This is a genomic window from Kineosporia babensis, from assembly GCF_021129305.1.
In the GTDB taxonomy this organism is placed as follows: domain Bacteria; phylum Actinomycetota; class Actinomycetes; order Actinomycetales; family Kineosporiaceae; genus Kineosporia; species Kineosporia babensis.
Genome location: NZ_JAJOMB010000011.1, coordinates 1 through 18,276, shown reverse-complemented (window position 1 = coordinate 18,276; position 18,276 = coordinate 1). Strand labels below are relative to the sequence as shown.

The 18,276-nt window shown below is 65.8% G+C and carries 8 protein-coding genes; 6 read left to right on the top strand and 2 right to left on the bottom strand.

Features of this window, described 5'->3' with window-relative positions:
• The first annotated feature begins 13 nt into the window (after nucleotides 1-13).
• The 3 genes from LR394_RS20200 to LR394_RS20190 all read left to right on the top strand — a co-directional run bounded on the left by LR394_RS20200 (nucleotide 14) and on the right by LR394_RS20190 (nucleotide 5,256).
• The gene (locus LR394_RS20200; RefSeq protein WP_231444234.1) at nucleotides 14-2,380 is read left to right on the top strand and encodes a hypothetical protein; all 2,367 of its coding nucleotides are present in this window, start codon (nucleotides 14-16) and stop codon (nucleotides 2,378-2,380) included.
• Nucleotides 2,381-2,488: 108 nt separating this feature from the next.
• On the top strand, nucleotides 2,489-3,673 hold the full coding sequence (locus tag LR394_RS43070; protein ID WP_231444232.1) for a hypothetical protein: 1,185 nt from the start codon (nucleotides 2,489-2,491) through the stop codon (nucleotides 3,671-3,673).
• Nucleotides 3,568-5,256, top strand: a complete 1,689-nt coding sequence (locus tag LR394_RS20190; RefSeq protein WP_331283089.1) for a PKD domain-containing protein — start codon at nucleotides 3,568-3,570, stop codon at nucleotides 5,254-5,256. Before LR394_RS43070 ends, LR394_RS20190 begins: the two co-directional genes overlap by 106 nt.
• Nucleotides 5,257-5,563: 307 nt before the next feature.
• Here LR394_RS20190 and LR394_RS20185 read toward each other — a convergent pair whose 3' ends face one another.
• Both LR394_RS20185 and LR394_RS20180 read right to left on the bottom strand, forming a co-directional pair.
• The gene (locus LR394_RS20185) at nucleotides 5,564-6,025 is read right to left on the bottom strand and encodes a hypothetical protein (RefSeq protein ID WP_231444229.1); all 462 of its coding nucleotides are present in this window, start codon (nucleotides 6,023-6,025) and stop codon (nucleotides 5,564-5,566) included.
• A 264-nt stretch (nucleotides 6,026-6,289) separates the two neighbouring features.
• The gene (locus LR394_RS20180; protein WP_231444227.1) at nucleotides 6,290-6,481 is read right to left on the bottom strand and encodes a DUF397 domain-containing protein; all 192 of its coding nucleotides are present in this window, start codon (nucleotides 6,479-6,481) and stop codon (nucleotides 6,290-6,292) included.
• A gap of 399 nt (nucleotides 6,482-6,880) precedes the next feature.
• Between LR394_RS20180 and LR394_RS20175 the strand changes: the two genes are divergently transcribed.
• The 3 genes from LR394_RS20175 to LR394_RS20165 all read left to right on the top strand — a co-directional run bounded on the left by LR394_RS20175 (nucleotide 6,881) and on the right by LR394_RS20165 (nucleotide 18,000).
• Entirely contained in the window at nucleotides 6,881-7,756 is an 876-nt protein-coding gene (locus tag LR394_RS20175; RefSeq protein ID WP_231444225.1) for a helix-turn-helix domain-containing protein, read from the top strand.
• A 672-nt stretch (nucleotides 7,757-8,428) separates the two neighbouring features.
• Entirely contained in the window at nucleotides 8,429-14,158 is a 5,730-nt protein-coding gene (locus tag LR394_RS20170) for a LamG-like jellyroll fold domain-containing protein (protein ID WP_231444223.1), read from the top strand.
• Nucleotides 14,155-18,000 (top strand): RHS repeat domain-containing protein, encoded by a 3,846-nt coding sequence (locus LR394_RS20165; RefSeq protein WP_231444221.1) that lies wholly within the window; start codon nucleotides 14,155-14,157, stop codon nucleotides 17,998-18,000. The genes LR394_RS20170 and LR394_RS20165 overlap by 4 nt, the downstream gene beginning before the upstream one ends.
• The last annotated feature ends 276 nt before the right edge of the window (nucleotides 18,001-18,276 follow it).

Below are 18,276 nucleotides of genomic sequence, written 5' to 3'. Positions count from 1 at the left end.
GGAGGGGAAGATCTTGGCAATCGGGAAACGTGGCAGACGACGGGCACTCTGGATCGCGGCGGCGGCCGGGGCCTCGGCCCTGGCCATCGCGATGCTCGGCGGGGGTGGGGCCGGGGCAGCTCCACGCACCACCTACGGGCAGGACTTCTGGGTGGCTTTCGACCACAATCTGGAGACGAACGACACCAGCAAACTGACGCTGTACATGTCGTCACCGGTGCCGGCCACCGGCACGGTGAAGATCGACTCGCTCGGATTCAACAGCACGTTCAGCATCGGGGCAGACGGCCTGGCGTCGGTGAACGTCCCACTGGAGAGCCAGCTAGATCCCAACCAGTCGTTCATCCAGGCTCTGGGCATCAACGTGCAGTCGTCGTCAGACGTCGCGCTGTACGGGCTCAACCGCACCCAGTACACCACCGACGCTTTCACCGGTATCCCAGTGAACTCACTCGGTACCGACTACCGGATCATGAGTTACGGGCCGGGCCACGGCGGCTCGGAGTTCTCGGTGGTGGCAACCCAGGCAGACACGAAGGTCACCTTCGTCCCGACCGTCGGCAACAGCAGCTACGAAGCCGGTAAGCCGGCCACCGTCACCCTGCAGAAGGGGGAGGCGCTGGAGTACCAGGTCACTCCGCCGGGCGACCTGACCGGTTCGCTGGTGAAGGCTTCGGCGCCGGTCGCCGTGTTCGGCGCGCACCAGTGCGTCAACATCCCGGAGGGGGTGTCGGCCTGCGACCACATCGTCGAGGCCATGCCACCCCTGGACTCGTGGGGCAAAAAGTACGTGACCGCACCGCTGGCCACCCGGGCCAACGACACTCTGCGGGTGCTGGCCGACAAGAACGGCACGGATCTCACCATCACCTCCGGTGGCGCTCCCACTCAGGTGAAACTGGAGGCGGGGGAGTCTCACACGTTCCGCACCGGTGTTCCTTCGGCGATCACGTCGGACGAGCCGGTGCTGGTGGCCCAGTTCTCCGAAGGCTCCGGGTCGGACGGTACGGTGTCGGACCCGTTCATGTCGCTGGTGCCACCGTACGAGCAGTACCTAACCGAGTACACCGTGGCCACGCCGGGCGAGGGCTTCGCGCAGAACTACATCAACCTCACCGCTCTGGCCGACAAGGTCGGTCAGGTCAGTGTGGACGGTAAGGCGGTGCCGGAAGCCGACTGGAAGCCGATCGGCAACGGCTCGGCCTACGCATCCACCGTTGTCCCGGTTCAGCCGGGTGCTCACAAGATCTCGGGCGGTACTCCGGTCGGAGTGCTGGTGTACGGGTTCGACTCGTACGACTCCTATGGCTATCCGGGCGGTTTCGGTATCGGGGCGATCGCCCAGATCACCGGCCTGGCGCTCGACCCAGCCACGCAGACTGCCATCACCGGCGCCGAAGCGTGTGTGACTGGCAAGCTCACCGGCGAGCCGGGAGCCAAGCTCGACGGCATCCGCGTGGACTTCGCCGCCACCGGCAAGGGCGCCACCACCAAGTCGGTGAGCACCGGTGCCGACGGCTCGGCGAAGTTCTGCTTCGCCTCCAGCGAGGACGGCGACTCCACGGTCACGGCCACGGTCTCGGAACTGACGGCCACTGCGACCGTGCTCTGGATGCAGAAGGCTCCTGAGGGTTCGGAAGCCACCTGCGGCGGTCGCCCGGCCACCATCATCGGGTACGGCGAGCCGGTGATCACCGGAACCAAGAAAGACGACGTCATCGTCGGCTCGTCCGCGGCCGAGACGATCAACGGCCTCGGCGGCAACGACGTCATCTGCGGTAACGGTGGCGACGACAAGCTGATCGGGGACAAGGGCAACGACACCCTGTTCGGTGGCGAGGGCAACGACACCTTCGACGGCGGCAAGGGTAACGACGCTCTGATCGGCGACGCCGGTAACGACACCTTCGCCGGTGGCGAGGGCCGTGACGTCATCGTCGGCGGAACCGGCAACGACACCGTCCGGGGCGACGCGGGTAACGACACCGTCAACGGTGAGGCTGGCAACGACACCATCTACGGTGGCGACGGCCGCGACAACATCACCGGCGGTTCGGGCGACGACACCATCCACGGCGAAGCCGGCAACGACGTGCTGCGGGGCGCCGACGGCATGGACAAGCTGGACGGTGGCGCCGGGCGCGACCAGCTGTCCGGTGACGCCGGCAACGACCTGTTGTGGGGCCGGGACGGACGTGACGACCTGCACGGTGGGGCCGGCAACGACCAGATCCTCGGTGGCCTCGACGACGACGTCCTTTACGGCGACGACGGTGACGACGTGCTGCGCGGCGAGGAGGACGACGACTGGCTGCACGGTGGCCTGGGCGAAGACGTGCTGGACGGGGGACCAGGACACAACACGCTGATCCAGGAGTGATCCAGCAGCACTTTCTGAACCAATGACGAACGGGTGGCGGCCTTCTCGGGCCGCCACCCGTTCCCGCCTGGATCGGGGGATCCAATGAAAGTTCGGCACCGACGTTCAGTGACCACCATCGCCGGACTGCTGTCCGGCCTCGTGGTCGTTCTCGGACTGGTGGTGTTTGCGCCATCCGCGCAGGCCCACCTATACAACCCCATACCGGCTGACGAGGACGGTCTTCCGGAGAACCGATTCACCACTGCTGATGCCCTGTTCGCCTACATGACCTCGGACCTCGAGGGCGGCGACATCTGCGTGGTCCCGGACGCGCCGCTGGCCGAGGAGGACAGCGAGAACACCTGCTCCAAACGGAAGGTCGACTGGAGCACGCCCAACTACGTGATCGGGGTCGGCACGGTGTACACCCTGATCGAGGGCCCGAGCCTGGTTCCCGGCACCTACCGGCTGATGGTCACTGAGCACGAGACCAGCGACGGTGAAGGCGGCGGCTCTGCCAAGCTCAGTGAGCCGTTCACGGTGGAGCCGTGCGTGATCGAGAGCGGCTGTGACCCGCGGATCGGTGCCGAGGCGGCGGCCGCGTTCAAGCAGTCGTCGGCCCGCCTGCGCCTGGGCACTACCCTGACCTGTGCCGCCCTGACCGCCGTGGACTTCGCCGGATCACCTGGGGTCGGCGCGATCAGGAAGGGCGTCGGCCGTCTGCTGCGTGACCCGGCCGATGCCGTGGGCCGTAACTACGTCAGGGTCGGCGCCGTCCTGGTGGCCAACGAGGACCTCGAATTCTCCGGGCAACTGGAGTACGGCACCTTCGACAGCTCCCAGGATCGGGCCTGGACCATCCTGACCCACGTCTCCTGCGGCGTGCAGCGAATGTTCGACGACATCGTCAAGGACCCGCCGCGCCACGACTACCAGAACGTGCAGAAGCCGGAGTACAGCACCTTCCCCGAGATCGCCGACCCGAACCTGAAGGCGCTGGGCATCTCGATGGACCGGCAGCGCTCACTCGGCCGGGCCGTGCTGGTGGCCTACGAGCGCTACCAGGGAGCCGTGCTGGACAACAACGTCGCCGGGCAGGTGCGCCAGGCCGCAGCGATCCGCGAGTACGGCTCGAGTTGGCCGCCGAACTGGACCGGTCGGCCGCCGCCCAGCAGGCCTGGTCGAACCAGTTGGCGACCGAGTCGGTGTTCAACCAGACTCTGTTCACCCAGGCCGAGCGCGACAACATCGATGCGATCCGCAAGCGGGTGCGCGAGAACGGTTTCACTCAGCGGGAGATCGATCAGCTGAAGGCTCTCGGCTGGAGCGACGCCGAAATCGTGGACGCCCGCGGCAACCTCTCCACGCCGATTACCGAGGCGCCGGTGGACAAGAGCCTGACCACGGCCCTGAACGATTCGGCCGCTCAGCTGCGCGCCGAGAGTGACGATGTGGCCGCTTTCGCCCGGGCTGCAGCAGTTGCCTCCACCCAGGACGCGCCGGAGCCCGAGCCTCAGGCACCGAGTGCGTCGTTCACGGCTGTGGTGCCGGACGAGAACCAGCCCAGGAAGTACAAGTTCGACGGTTCGAGCTCCTTCGATCCGGACGGCTCGATCGCTGCCTACGAATGGAACTTCGGCGACGGCAGCACGGCTACGGGAGCGACCCCGGAGCACGAGTACCAGGCACCAGGTTCCTATCAGGTGAATCTGACGGTGCGGGACAACAGCGGGCTCACCGCAACCACATCGTCCACCGTCACCGTTCAGCGGCAGGCGCCCACGGCCGTCCTCAATTTGGCGGTGGACAACCAAGAACCGCTCAAGATCGTGGTCGACGGAAGCGGCTCAACCGCCGACGGTGGCCAGATCCAGCTGTACGAATGGGACTTCGGCGATGGGAAGACCGCGCAGGGAGCTAAGGTCCAGCACACCTACGCCAAGTCCGGCACCTACACAGTCAAGCTGAACGTCACCGATGACGCTGGGCTCAAGGCCAGTGCCTCTACCCAGGTCACGGTCAAGGCGGCCGAGCCTCCAGCGAACGAGCCACCCACAGCGGCATTCTCGTTCGCCGGCGAAACAGTGGCACCGGCCACCCTTGCCTTCGATGCCAGCACCTCCAGCGACAGCGACGGCACGATCGCCACCTACGACTGGAACTTCGGAGACGGATCGACCGCGAAGGGAGCCAAGATCCAGCACGAGTACAAAAAGCCAGGGACGTTTGCGGTCAAGTTGCGGGTCACCGACGACGATGGCGCGTGGGCCGAGACGACCACGAACATCACGATCGTCAAGGCCACCCCTCCGGCAACTTCTTGCCAGGGCCTGGCGGCCACGATCATCGGTGACGGAAGCGGTGTCATCCAGGGCACCAAAAAAGCCGATGTGATCGTGGGAACTTCGGCCGACGAGGTGATCCGGGGCGGTGCCGGTGACGACGTGATCTGTGCCGGTGCCGGTAACGACCGGGTGGAGGGCGAAAAGGGCGACGACGTCATCGACGGAGGCGACGGCAACGACTCCCTGTACGGCGGGTCCGGCGACGACACGATCCTAGGCGCTGCCGGTAACGACACGATCGTCGGCGACACCGGCGACGACTTCCTGCGCGGCGGTGCCGGTCAGGACCGGATCGACGGAGGTAACGGCCATGACCAGGTGTCAGGCGAAGCCGATGCCGATCACCTGCTGGGCGGCAACGGTCGCGACAGTCTGCGCGGGGGCGACGGGAACGACGTCATCTACGGCGGCGCCCGCGACGACGTGCTGCACGGCGAGGCCGGAGACGACAGCCTGAACGGTGAAGCCGGTGACGACTGGCTGCACGGTGGTCCGGGTGCCGACGTGCTGGATGGCGGACCAGGTCGGAACACTCTGATCCAGGAGTGACATAGGTGGTGGGCTTCCAGCCGTTGGAAGCCCACCACCTATGTTAGCTTTCGCGTGCTGCGCGCAGCAGAGCAACCATGCGGGCATCCCAGACGAATACGTGCCAGGTACTCGGTTCAGTCGCGGCGATCAGACGGGCGCCGCCGACACCTAAAACTCGAAAGCTTCGGTGACCTGCTCGCGGAGATCGGGTTGAGCAGCAATCGCCCACCCCAGGACCTCGTCGGCCGCTGGCACCACCAGCATGGCCTTTCCAACCTCGACCCGGCCTGCAGGAGCGCAGGCTCTCGGGGCAGAGCTTCCGCAGCTACGGCTCGTCGTCAGGCCCGCGCGTGTCCACATGGATATGTACATGCAGGTCAAGGACGTTCCGTGTGGACGCCCCGCCTTCTGTGGAAGGCCCGGCCGGTTCGTAGGGCCTCAGGGTTGCCGGAAGCTCCGCAGGAGTTTCACCGGAATTGTCGGTGCTCGGTGGTGCTGTCTTGGTCGGCACCGAGTTCCTGCGGCGAACTATCAGCACTAACCCCATCACCACGAGTACAAAGATCAACAAATATGTCGATGCCTGCCAGATATCGTCAGGTAGGTAGGCCTGCGGCACGAACTTGGCCGCAGCAGCGAGCAGACCGGCAACGAGCAGGCCACGAACGGTTGCCAAGAGGCCGCCGTCCTTGTGCACGAGTTGCTGGGACAGCCAGCGCAGAGCTCGTGCCGCGTTGGATCGGACAGATGAGCTGTCCCCTTGCTGGGGGATGTTCTTCTTACCCACGAATTGATAATAGATGAGGCGAAAAACCTTGCCAGATAACGTCAACCGGATATGAGCGACCCGCTACCGGGATGCCTGGCCGATGCAAGGTGACTCTTCTCTTCGTGGCTACTTGCTTTTCTGGAGTAACTGGAAAAGCGCGAATCGCTCGGCAAGTAGTCAAAGGGTGCCAGGGCCTGATGGTCTAGACGGAACGCCTGGTCCTGAGCTGAAACGTTGCAGATTGCAACTGTCGGCAGTTACTCCGTAGGTGGGACGGCTGGTTCAGGAAACTTCGAATTGGTCTGCTTTCACCCCTTGGAGGAATGCTTGCCACTCGGCGGTGCTGAAGCTCAGTACCGGGCCAAGGCGGTCTCGGGTATGGCGCACCAGGACGCGTTCGGGCTCCACCAGGACTTCGACGCAGTTCTCTTCTGCGCTGAAAGTGCTCTTATGCCAAATTTTTTCGCGTTCCATCAACTGGCTCCTCCGTGAGTCCCGAGATCCGCCGGACCTATCGGCCCGCCCGAGTTTTCAGGATAAACCCAAAATGAGCATTTGCGGACCAGGGCAGCCGCCGGGCTACCTGTGCTGACTCGTCGACAGCCGCCTGCCTCGCCCTGAGTCTGACGGGGTCAGTTTCTGGCAAGATCGATAGCCGTGTAATTTTGCAACGGTTGCATTTTACTACCTAAATTTTTTGCGGTTTCGTCCTGGCACCATCGGACGTCAATGTTCCCGTTCTCCAGGTGGCAGATCGAGTGCATTCCCGCCCTGGTATCCGTCTCATATCCTGCGAAACAAGCATGCACGGCATACGGGGTGTGGCTGTGCGCCGCCGAAAGGCGACTGCGTGACCTTGGCGAGGTGACGAGGGTGACTGAGGATCCGGTGAGTCCTGATCCGTTTATCCACCGGCGGAGACTGCGCAACCAGTTGCGTCGTGCCCGCGAAGCTGCACAGCGTACCCAGAGGGAGGTTGTGCAGGCCATGGACTGGTCAATTTCAAAGCTGATCAGAATCGAGAGCGGGTCGGTCCGGGTCAGCACCAACGATCTGCGGATGCTCCTGAGCTTCTACGGTGTGGAGGCATCGCGGGCCGAAGAGATCATGGAGGTGTCCCGAGCGGCGCGTGGACCGACGCCATGGGCAGCCTGGCGAGGCGAGGCTACCTCCGAATACCTGAACTTCGTCGGGCTCGAGTCCTCGGCAGCAATCATCCGGAACTTTGAACCCACCTTGGTTCCTGGGCTGTTGCAGACCGAGGAATATGCTCGGGCGGTACTGCAGGTCATCGATCCGAAGGGTCGCATCGACTCTCTGGTCGACCTGCGCATGCAGCGGCAGGAGTTGCTGGTCCGGCCGAACCCTCCGAAGCTGCACTTCATCATCGACGAAGCGATCGTGCGGCGTCAGGTCGGGGGCGTTCCGCTCATGCGCAGGCAGCTTCGCCGGATTATGGAAGCGGCACAGGAGGAGCACGTGACGGTTCGCGTAGTCACCTTCGACCGCGGCCTGTACCCGCACATGCGCGCGCCTTATGTGATCTTCGAGTTCGAGGCGGACGAGGACGAAAACGTCCTGTACCTGGAACATCCCGGAGGCCAGATGATCATCAGCGAAAGCGACGCAGAAGAACGAGGGCCGTCGACGCCGCTGACTTATCTCAACCACTTCTGGGAGATAGAGCAGATCGCGCCTCGCGAGAACACGCTCGAGATATTGGATCTGGCGATCAATGCCCTCGGCTGAAGGGCGATACTGAAGTGCGATTCGGGTAAGCGCAGCGGTCGGTGTAGCGGACACGACAAGTAGGCCTACCGAAAGGCCTGTCGAGGCGGCCAGGGCCTTGGGAGGCAGACGCGTGAGAGCTCCCGTTTTTCGATAAGGCGGATACTCGCGTGCGGGAGGGACCGTAGCGGCCCAGAGTTGTTACGGGCAGGCGGCCCTCGCTTGACCGCGGGCGAGCGTTCCGGGGACGGCATCGGGACATGATCGCCCATCGTCTGGTCATCCCCTGAATTTCCTCGACAGGTGTCTATCTCGGCGACTTGCGATATCGCACCTCTGGTGGGCGGAGGCTCCACCGCTCGGATGAGTTTCTTTCGAATGAACAGCCCGACCCCGGCTGCTGTGAGTTAGCTATGCTCAGGCCGCGCTGCCGCACGATCTGAGATGTCGGCAGCGCAGGGGGATTTCGGCTGAGCGCTGCAGAAGCGCTCTCATCTTGCTAAGTCGCGCCGCGGGGGAACGGTGCGGCCGTCCGCAGATCATCGAACGATCGAAGAGCCCTGCAAAAAGGCGGGGTTACGGGGGATTGTCATGTCATTGCGTCCATCGCTTCGCCATGTCCAAAGACGGGCCGGGGCAAGATGGTTTGCCCGACTGGTCGCTGGAGCGCTCGCCGTAGGTGGGCTGAGCGCCGTGGCCGGTACCGCGCAGGCAGCCGACTGCGACGTGCCGGGAGCACCGGCATCGGCCACAGCTACCTCGCCGGGAAGCAACCAACTCAAGACGACTTTCGGGGCGGCCGCCGACAACGGAACCTCCATCCAGGGCTACATCGCCCAGGCCTACAAGGGGACGACGGCCGGACCAGCCGTTGCGGTTGCTGCGGATGCGACCACCGCAACGCTGACCGGTGTTGCTGCCGGGACTGGTTGGACGGTGAGAGTGCGGGCGGTCAGCACCTGTGGCAACGGGGCCGTACGCACTAGCGCGGCCGTGACGGTGGCCGGTGCGGCCACAACGTACGCCTCCAGCGTGCTGGCGAGCGCACCGAGCGCCTACTACCGACTTGGAGAAGCTGAGTCGCTGGAAGTAGGCGCGGACTCGTCGGCTACGGCAGCCACCCTGCGCTACGGCTACACCGGGCAGGAGCGTTCGCAGGCGGGAGCACTGGCGAACGACACGGACAAGTCGGCCAACGCGAACGGTTCGGAGCTGGGGCGTTCCAGTCTGACGCTGCCGGATGAGGACAACGCGCGGTCGGTGGAGGCATGGTTCAAGCCGCGCGACAACAACTACCGGACCATTGCCCAGTGGGGTACGCACAACACCTACCGGGATTTCCACGTGGCCGCTCATCCGAACTGGATCAACGTGGGTACCTGGTCGAACGAGGCCTGGTTTCCCGCGCCGCGGGCCCTGGACGACGGGGTCTGGCATCACTTGGCGGTGACGGCCTCGGGCGACAAGGTCACGGCTTACCTCGACGGTCAGCTCCTGGGCAGCCGCACGCTCGATCAGCCGATCGCGACCCGGGTGGACGACAACACCCTCAGGCTGGGCGACTACGGTTACCACTACCCCTGGTACGGCGGCCTGGACGAAGTGGCCGTGTACAGCAAGGAGCTCACCAGCACCGAGGTCTCGTCGCACTTCGCGGCCTCTGGCTGGTCACGTCCGAACCCGGCCAGTCGGGTGAGCATTGCCGCCGCCAGCGACAACGAGGCGGTGGTGAGCTGGTCGCTGCCGACCACTGCCTCGAAGCCGCCGGCCAGCAGCTACCTGGTCACTGCGCAGAACCCGGAAGGTGTTACACAGGCGCAGACGGTGGTCGCCGGAACGAAGACCTCGGCCCGGATCACAGGTCTGGCGGGGGACAGTGCCTACTCCGCCACGGTGCGCCCGGTGAACACCTACGGCCTGGGCACGGCAGCCACATCGCCGTCGTCGGCCACGGTCGAGGGTGCGGCAACGACGTACTCCAGCACGGTGCGCGCGGATTCACCGGTGGCCTACTACCGCCTCGGTGAGCCGAACGGCGTCAGCCTGGGCGGAGACTCGTCCGTTCGCAACAACCAGCTGCAGTACCGCGCCGAGCGCAAGGCCGTGGCGGATGGCGCGCTCGTCGGCGACAGCGACGGCGCCGTCAACACCGTTGACTCTCCCCGCGGAGCGGGATGGAGCCCGGCCCGCACTCCGGCAGGCAACTCGGCCCGCTCGCTGGAGGCCTGGGTTCGCCCGGCCACCGACGGCTTTCACTACGTGGCGTCGTGGGGCACCCGGGAGTCGCGGCGTGAGTTCGGCGTTGCGGTCGAAGGCAAGGACGTCCTGCTGCAGGACAGCGCCTCAAGCGTCCGGTTCAAGGGCAAGAAGGTTCTGACCGACGGTTCCTGGCACCACCTGGTGCTCAGCTACAACGGCTCCAAGGCCACGGTTTACATCGACGGCACGTCACTGGGCTCGGTAGCGCTGACCGCACTGCGCACGCTGGACTCCAGCGGGCTATGGGTCGGCAGCAACCTGAACGGTGACTACCGCTGGTACGGCGCGCTCGACGAGGTCGCCGTCTACGACAAGGCGCTGAGCGCCACCCAGGTTCAGGCCCACCTGGCCGCCAGCGGTCACCAGCCGCCGGTGCTGAGCGGCGATGTCAGCGTGACGCCGGGCGCCAACCGGATCACGGCCACCTGGCCGGAGCCGACCTCGGGAGACACACCCACCCGGTACACCGTGACCGCGTACAAGGGCACAACGCCGGTCAACTCGATCATCGTGGCTGGCGACGTCACCACCGCCACCATCGGTGACCTTCCCGGTGGCACCGCCTACACCGTGGCCGTGCAGGCAAGCAGCCTCTACGGCGACAGCGCGCGGCTGACCTCACCGGCGTCCACTGTTACTGGTAGCGCAACCACCCACTCCGGTTCGGTGCTTGCCAACTCACCGATCGCCTACTACCGCCTGGGCGAGGAGACCGGCGTGACGTCGGCGGCCGACAGTTCGGCGTACTCGGCGAACAACGCCCAGCAGCTGGTGCTCACCAACCCCGGCATCGGCGGTAACGGCGTGCTCGCGGCACCCGACCGCGGAGCCAATGCGAATGGCAACCCTCTGGGCAACGCGCCGGTCAGCCGGCTTCCCCAGGGAGATGCGCCGTTGAGCGTGGGGGCGTGGATCAAGCCGTCTGACTCGTACAACTACCGCTGGGTGGCCGGATGGGGCGCGAACGGCGCCGGCAACGGCATCAGCTTCGGCTACGGCGACGCCTTGCTGGTGGCTGACATCGGCGAGGGCCGGGTGCAGTTCCCGACCAACCGCTCGCTGACCGATGGCGCCTGGCACCACGTGGCCTACACCGTCACCGGGCAGAACATCACCGCCTACCTTGACGGCGTCAGCCTGGGCACCCGCACATTCGGCACCCCGCGCGACATCGGGGGAGACAAGCGGCTGTGGGTCGGTAGCGCGCCGCAGAACTACTACCCGGCGTACGGCGGCCTGGACGAAGTTGCTGTGTTCAGCACCGCTCTCACTGCTGCCCAGGTCTCGGCCCAGTTCACAACGGGCGGGCACCCGCGTCCGGGTCAGGTCGGCACGGTCACGGCGTCGGCTCGTCCGAACGGGGCCGCGGTCTCCTGGACGGCTCCGACAGCTACCCCTGATGCGGTCACCGACTACCTGGTGAAGGCATTCCGGGGTACGACGCCGGTCAACGCCAAGGTCGTTCCGGCCGGCACCACGTCGACCACCCTCACCGGCCTGGTCGGGGCGTCGCCGTACACCGTGCAGGTCTCCGCCGCGAACGCCTACGGTTTCGGCGCCGCCCGAGCCAGCGCGGCCGTGACACCGACCGGCACCACCAGCACGTACGCGTCTACCGTTCTGTCGAACTCGCCCTCCGCGTACTACCGCCTGGGCGAGCCGTCGAACACGAACACCTACCTCGCCGACTCTTCCGGCCGCGGCGCCAACCTGCGCCGCCACTCGTCTGCGCTGGGCGAGACGGGCGCCATTGGGGAGGACGCGGACACCGCCGCAGCCTGCTGCGGCGTCACGGCGTCGGGGTTGGTCGCGTCTCTGCCCAAGGGCAACGGTTCTCGCACGGCTGAGGCGTGGGTGAAGCTGACCGACACCAGCGAGCGCTGGCTGGTCGGCTGGGGCGGCGACTCCGAGCGCGGCTTCAGCGTGGGGGTTCGCCCCAACGCGGTGCTGGTGCGCGGCAACGGCCAGACCCAGAACTTCTCCACGGACGTCGTCGAGAAGTCCATCTCCGACAACAACTGGCACCTGATCACGGCTACCTACGACTCCACCACCCACGAGGTCACCGCCTACCTGGACGGTGTGAGCCTGGGCAGCGAAGCCTTCACCGACCCGGAACTCACCAGCACGGCCAACTCCAAGCTCTGGCTGGGTGCGGACAGCACCGGCAACAGCCAGCACTACGGCGGTCTGGACGAGGTCGCCATCTACCCGACCGCGCTGACCGCGGCTCAGGTGGAAGCCCGGGTGAACGCCTCAGGACATGCCGTTCCCGGCGTGGTGAGCCTGATCAGCGCTTCTGCCCGGGAGAACGGCGCGGCCGTGACGTGGGAGGCGCCGACCACCGGTGACACGCCCACCCGCTACCGGGTTACCGCGTTTCGGGGATCGACACCGCTGAACTCGGTGATCGTCGCTCCGGGCACGACCAACACGCTGCTCACCGGCCTGCCCGGCGCCGTCGACTACACCATCCAGGTGCGCGCGGCGAACAGCCTGGGCGAGGGCCCGGCCGCAGTGTCGACCGTGATCAGGCCGACCGGCGCGGCTACGACCTACGCGGCCGAAGTGCTCACCGATGCGCCCAAGGCCTACTACCGGCTCAGCGAGGCAACCGGTTCCGCCGGTCTTGCCGACTCTTCCGGTCGCTCAATCACCGGTTCCCAGTCCGGGACAGCCGGCTCGTGGGCGTCCTTCGGTGGCGCGGGGGCGCTGCGCGGAGACGACGACGCCTCGGCCAGCACCACCTGGAACTACGAAGTTGCTCGCTCCACGGTGCGGGATCTGCCCGGTGGAGACGCAGCGCGCACCCTGGAGGGTTGGGCCCGGCCCGGCACCACGGACGACTCGTACCTGATCGGCTACGGCTCCAACAGTCGCGACCGCGGATTCTCACTGGGGTATGTCGGTGAATCGGTAGTGGTGAACGTCGGTGCCCGGGAGTTGAAGTTCCCGGCCGGCCGATCGCTGCAGAACGCCTGGCACCACTTCGCCACCACGTACGACGGCACGAGCATCACCGCGTACCTGGACGGCCAGTCGCTCGGTACCAAGGAACTCACCGAGCCGCTGTACACCACCACCGACGACGACCTGCTCTGGATCGGTTCCCGCCACGAGAACTACCCCGGCGTTCACGGTGACCTCGACGAGGTTGCGGTGTACTCGGCAAGTCTCTCGGCAGCCCGGATCAAGGCTCACTTCGACAACAGTGGACGATCCGTGCCCGGCACGGTCCCGTCGGTCGCCGCGACCGGGGGAGCCAACCGGGTGACGGTCACGTGGGCAACGGCCCCCGGAGCGGATGCCGCTACCTCATACACGATCACGGCCGTACGCAGCGGTGGCGTGGTGAACGCGAAAACCGTTGCCGGCAACATTCGGTCGACTGTCATCAGCGGCCTGCCCGGCGGCAGCGCCCACACGGTGAAGGTCACGGCCAACAACGAGTTCGGCTCCGGCCCGTCCGGTACCGGCGTGACGGCCACTCCGACCGGCGGCACCAGCACCTACGTCACGCAGGTGCAGGCGCTGAACCCGCTGGCCTACTACCGGCTGGGCGACTCGACCGGTAGTCCTTCGCTGGCTGACTCCTCGGGCAAGGGATCTCAGCTCATTCCCTACTACGGAACGACTTTGGGCGTCGCAGGCGCGGTCCGGAACGACCCTGACACTTCGGCCTCGGGTAACAACAGCACGCCGATCGGCCGAAGCGTGGTGCCGGATCTGCCCAAGGGCACCGGTGCCCGCAGCGTCGAGTACTGGGTCAAGCGTACCGACGGCAACCATCGGTGGGACGTGGCCTGGGGCGACTCGGAGACCGGCAGGGCCTTCGCCATCGGAGTGTCAGGGAGCAATCTCACCGTGGACAGCTACTACAACGCCCTTACGTTCGCCACCGGGAAAGACCTGGTCGACGGGGCCTGGCATCACGTGGTGGTGACCTACAACGGAACATCGGTGACGGCCTACCTCGACGGGGCATCGTTGGGCGCGCAGACCTTCTCGACGCGCCTGCGTACCGCGAACGTCGACAACCGGCTCTTCGTCGGATCCGATCACGAAGGAAATACAGGCTTCTCTGGCGGCATCGACGAAGTCGCCATCTTCGGAACCGTCCTGACCGCCGCCCAGGTGTCGGCCCACTACACGAGCGGACGATGACCATGAAAAAGAACGCTTCGCCAAGCAAGGCAGGCCTGGTCGGCGCGCTGTCGCTGACCCTGGCCCTGCCCCTGGGCGCCAGCCTGGCCGCCCCGGCCACCGCCGCCGTGCCCAAGGTGACCTACACCTACGACGCCCTGGGCCGGCTGCAAACCGTCGCCGACGCAACCGGCGCCACCAAGAAGTACACCTACGACGCAGTGGGCAACCTCCTCACGATCGGTTCGCCGGTCTTCCCGAGCGCAGCCAAAAAGGCTGCAGCCCAGCAAGACCGGGAACCCACCGCAGCAGTCCCGCCCGGAAAGACCGAGCACACCGTTCCGCGCAACTCGCTGGCATCGCTGCCCAAGGCCGACCGGGGCTACCAGCCCTTGACCGCACCCAAGGGACAGACCGCGGTGACCGGCGCCGCCAAGACGCCGGACGGACGTCCTCTGGCTGGTGTGATCTACTCGGTTGGCTCGAAGCAGGCCAAAACCGGTGCTGACGGCCGGTTCCTGCTCACCGGTCTGGACCCGGAGCAGACCACGCTGACCATCAACGCCCACGCGGCGACGGGCGGCGACTACGGCTCGTACCAGCAGCCGATCAAGCTGGAGAAGGGCGAGGCCACCGCCCTGCCCGGGGTGAACTGGCTGACCCTGGTGGAGCGCGGCAAGCGGTTCAGCGCACCTGCCAAGATCACCGGAGAGCTCGCTCTGAGCAGCTCCGACCTGCCCAACCTGAATCTCAAGATCCCGGCTGGCACGAAACTCACCGGCCTGGATGGCAAACCGGTGCGCTCGCTGTCCCTGGTCAAGATCGATCCCTCGAAGCAGCCGGTGCCACCCACCGGCGGTACCCCGATGGGCTGGACGCTGCAGCCCGGTCTCGCATCGGTGGAAACCACTTCGGCTGGCAGAGGCACCAACTGGGACACCTCGTCCAAACTTTTCGAGCTCTCCACCGCCCAGGCCGGTCCTGGCTGCGATACGCAGAACCAGGGCTGTGCCGGTGAACCATTCCAAGAAGACGAGCTGCGCACGGTCGACGGCGTCAACCTCGCCTACGGGGTGCTCGACAATCTGGGCACCGACCTCTCGGTGTCGGACGTGAGCGACGCCGCCCTGAACCGGCACTACCACCAGGGCGACAGTAGCTACCGGGACTTCGGACTGGCCCAGGGCAACAAGCTCAACATCTGGGCCGGCTGGAACGGGAACGGTTACTACCAGGTCGGCTTCCCGTCCGGCTTAACCGTGACCTTCACGGCGGACCCCGACGGGCAGTACCGGGCCAAGAACACCCCCAGCGACCTCCAGGGCGCGGTCTTCGGCGGTGGCTACCCGAACGGCTACACGATCACCTTCAAGGACGGCCGAGTCTGGTACTTCGGTTACTACCACGGCTATCTCACCGCCCAGACCGACCGCCACGGCAACACCCTGACCGTGGAGCGCGACTACTACAACGGTCGGGCCTACAAGATCACCTCGCCGAACAACCGCTGGATCCAGTTCACCTACAAGTCCTGCGGCAGCGGATACCAGTGCATCGGCCAGGCCAAAGACAACACCAGCCGCACGGTCAAGTACGACTACGACCCGAACGCCCGGCTGACCAAGTTCACCAACGCCGCGGGCAAGGCCACCACCTACACCTGGAACGAGTGCACCGACTGGTGGACGACCTGTAACCAGATCGCCTCGGTCAAGAACGCGGTCAACGTGATCACCGACCGCTACACCTACAACGGCGAGAACCGCCTGACCCGGCGGCAACTGGCCGACGACAGCGACTACAAGTTCGAGTACGTGACCAACCCGGACAATCTCCGGATCGTCACCACCACGGTCACCGACCCACGCGGCGCCAAACGCCGGGTCACCTTCAACGCCTCGGGCTACCCGCTCACCGACACCAAGGCCTTCGGCACCCCACTGGCCCAGGCCACCACCTACACCCGCGACGCCAACACCAACCGCGTGCTCCAGCTGCTCGCCCCGCTGAGCCGCCGCACCACCAACACCTACGACGCCAAGGGCAACCTGCTCACCACCACCAAGGCCACCGGCACGTCGACCGCCCAAAAGGTCACCTACACCTACGAGCCCATGTTCAGCCGCGTCGCCTCGATCAAGAACGCTCTGAACAAGACCACCACCTTCACCTACGACGACGGCCTGGAGACCAAAACCGACCCGCTCGGCCACACCAGCACAACCGAATTCTCCGAAGGCTTCCCAGTACGCAAGACCGACGCCCTGGGCAACGCCACCACCGTCAGCTACCTCGACGGCAAGCCCGTAGCGGTCAGCGACCCGCTGGAGCGCACCCGAACCCTGCTCTGGGACGCGGCCGGTCGCCTCACGCGCACCACCGACGCCACTGGAAGGCGCACCAGCACCACCTACAACGCCATGGACTGGCCCACCAAGGTCACCGACGCCGCCGGCAACGCCACCACCACCGCCTACGACGCAGTGGGCAACGCCCTCACCCGAACCAACCCCCTCGGACAGGTGGAGACCAGCACCTACGACGGCCTGAACCGTCCTCTGTCCTGGACCGACGCCCTGGGCAACACCGAGAACTACACGTACAACAGCGGGGGAGACCTCGCCGCGACGGTAGACCGCAAGGGCCAGACCACCACGCAGACCTACGACGTGCTCGGGCGCTCGCTGATGACCGGCTACAAGGCCACCACCAGCGGCGGAACCACCACCTACGAGAGCACTTCGAGCAAAACTTGGGACGCCGGTGACCGGCTGACGAAGTTGGTGGACAGTGTGGGCGGCACCATCGACTACACCTACGACGCCTTGGACCGGCTGTCCTCGGAGGCCGGCTCGGTCGGAACCGTGGGCTACACGTACGACCTGGCCGACCGGCGCACCGGCATGACCGCGCCCAACCAGGCCGCGACCAGCTATACGTACGACGACGCCGACCGTATGACCTCTCTTGTGCGGGCCGAGCAGACCGTGGCCTTCACCTGGGACGACGCGGACCGACGGACCTCGGTGACGATGCCGGGCAACCTGAAGCGCACGCTGACTTACGATGCGGCATCGCAGGTTACGAAGATCAACCACAGCGTCGGGACGACGAACAAGGGCGATCTGCTGTACACGTACGACGATGCTGGGCGGACGCTGACGGCGGACGGCAGCGCGGCGAAGGTGAACCTGCCGGCGAACTGGTCGGGGGCGGAGTACAACGCGAACAACCAGTTGACGCAGCTGGGGGCGAAGTCGTTGACGTATGACGCCAACGGGCAGCTGACGAATGATGGGACCCTGGCCTACACGTGGAACGCGCGGGGGCAGCTGACGCAGGCTGGGGCTAGCCCGTACACCTACGATGCGGTGGGGCGTCGGGCTAGCAAGAAGGTCGGCGCCGACCCGTTGACCGCGTTCCTTTACGACGGCCAGAACGTCTTGCAGGAGCGTCGCGGAGCTGCGGTCTTCTCCAGCCTTCTGGCTGGTCTGGGCCCGGACGAGATCTACACGCGGACGACCACCGGGAATGTCATCCGTTCGTTCATGACCGATCGGCTCGGTTCGACGGTTTCCCTGGCCGACCCGTCGGGCACAGTGACAGTGAGCTACACGTACGACCCGTTCGGCAAGGCAACGGCCAGCGGTTCGAGCAACAACTCGTTCTACTTCACCGGGCTCCAGAGCGATGGGAATGGTCTGCAGTACAACAGGTCCCGCTACCATAACTTCGCGCTCCAGAGGTACATCAACGAGAGCGTCGGCTATCCCAATGAGGGAAGCAATCGGTACACCTACGCCGGGAGTGACCCGGTGAACAACACCGATCCGACCGGGACTGGGTCGGTACGGCGGCCTTAATGGTCTGACGGAGGGGAAGAATGATGGGGCCACCGTCGATGAAACGGTGGCCCCATCTCTTCGCACCGAAGGTGCATGGGGGGCGGGATCGGAAGGCCCGACCGTACGTTCGGCCGAGGACTCGTGAGTAGACGACATGTTGCAGAACCCGCTGGAAAGCTAAGTATTCCGATGACAATTCCCAGCGTGGGCTAGGTCTTGTCGCAGCCCGCCAACAGCACTAGGAGTGCCGTGTCTGACCGTTTGTTCACCTCTGAGTCCGTGACCGAGGGGCAT

Coding starts and splice junctions, on each gene's coding strand:
- LR394_RS20180 (WP_231444227.1), bottom strand. CDS start 6,481: ATGGAACGCGAAAAAATTTGGCATAAGAGCACTTTCAGCGCAGAAGAG.
- LR394_RS20165 (WP_231444221.1), top strand. CDS start 14,155: ATGACCATGAAAAAGAACGCTTCGCCAAGCAAGGCAGGCCTGGTCGGC.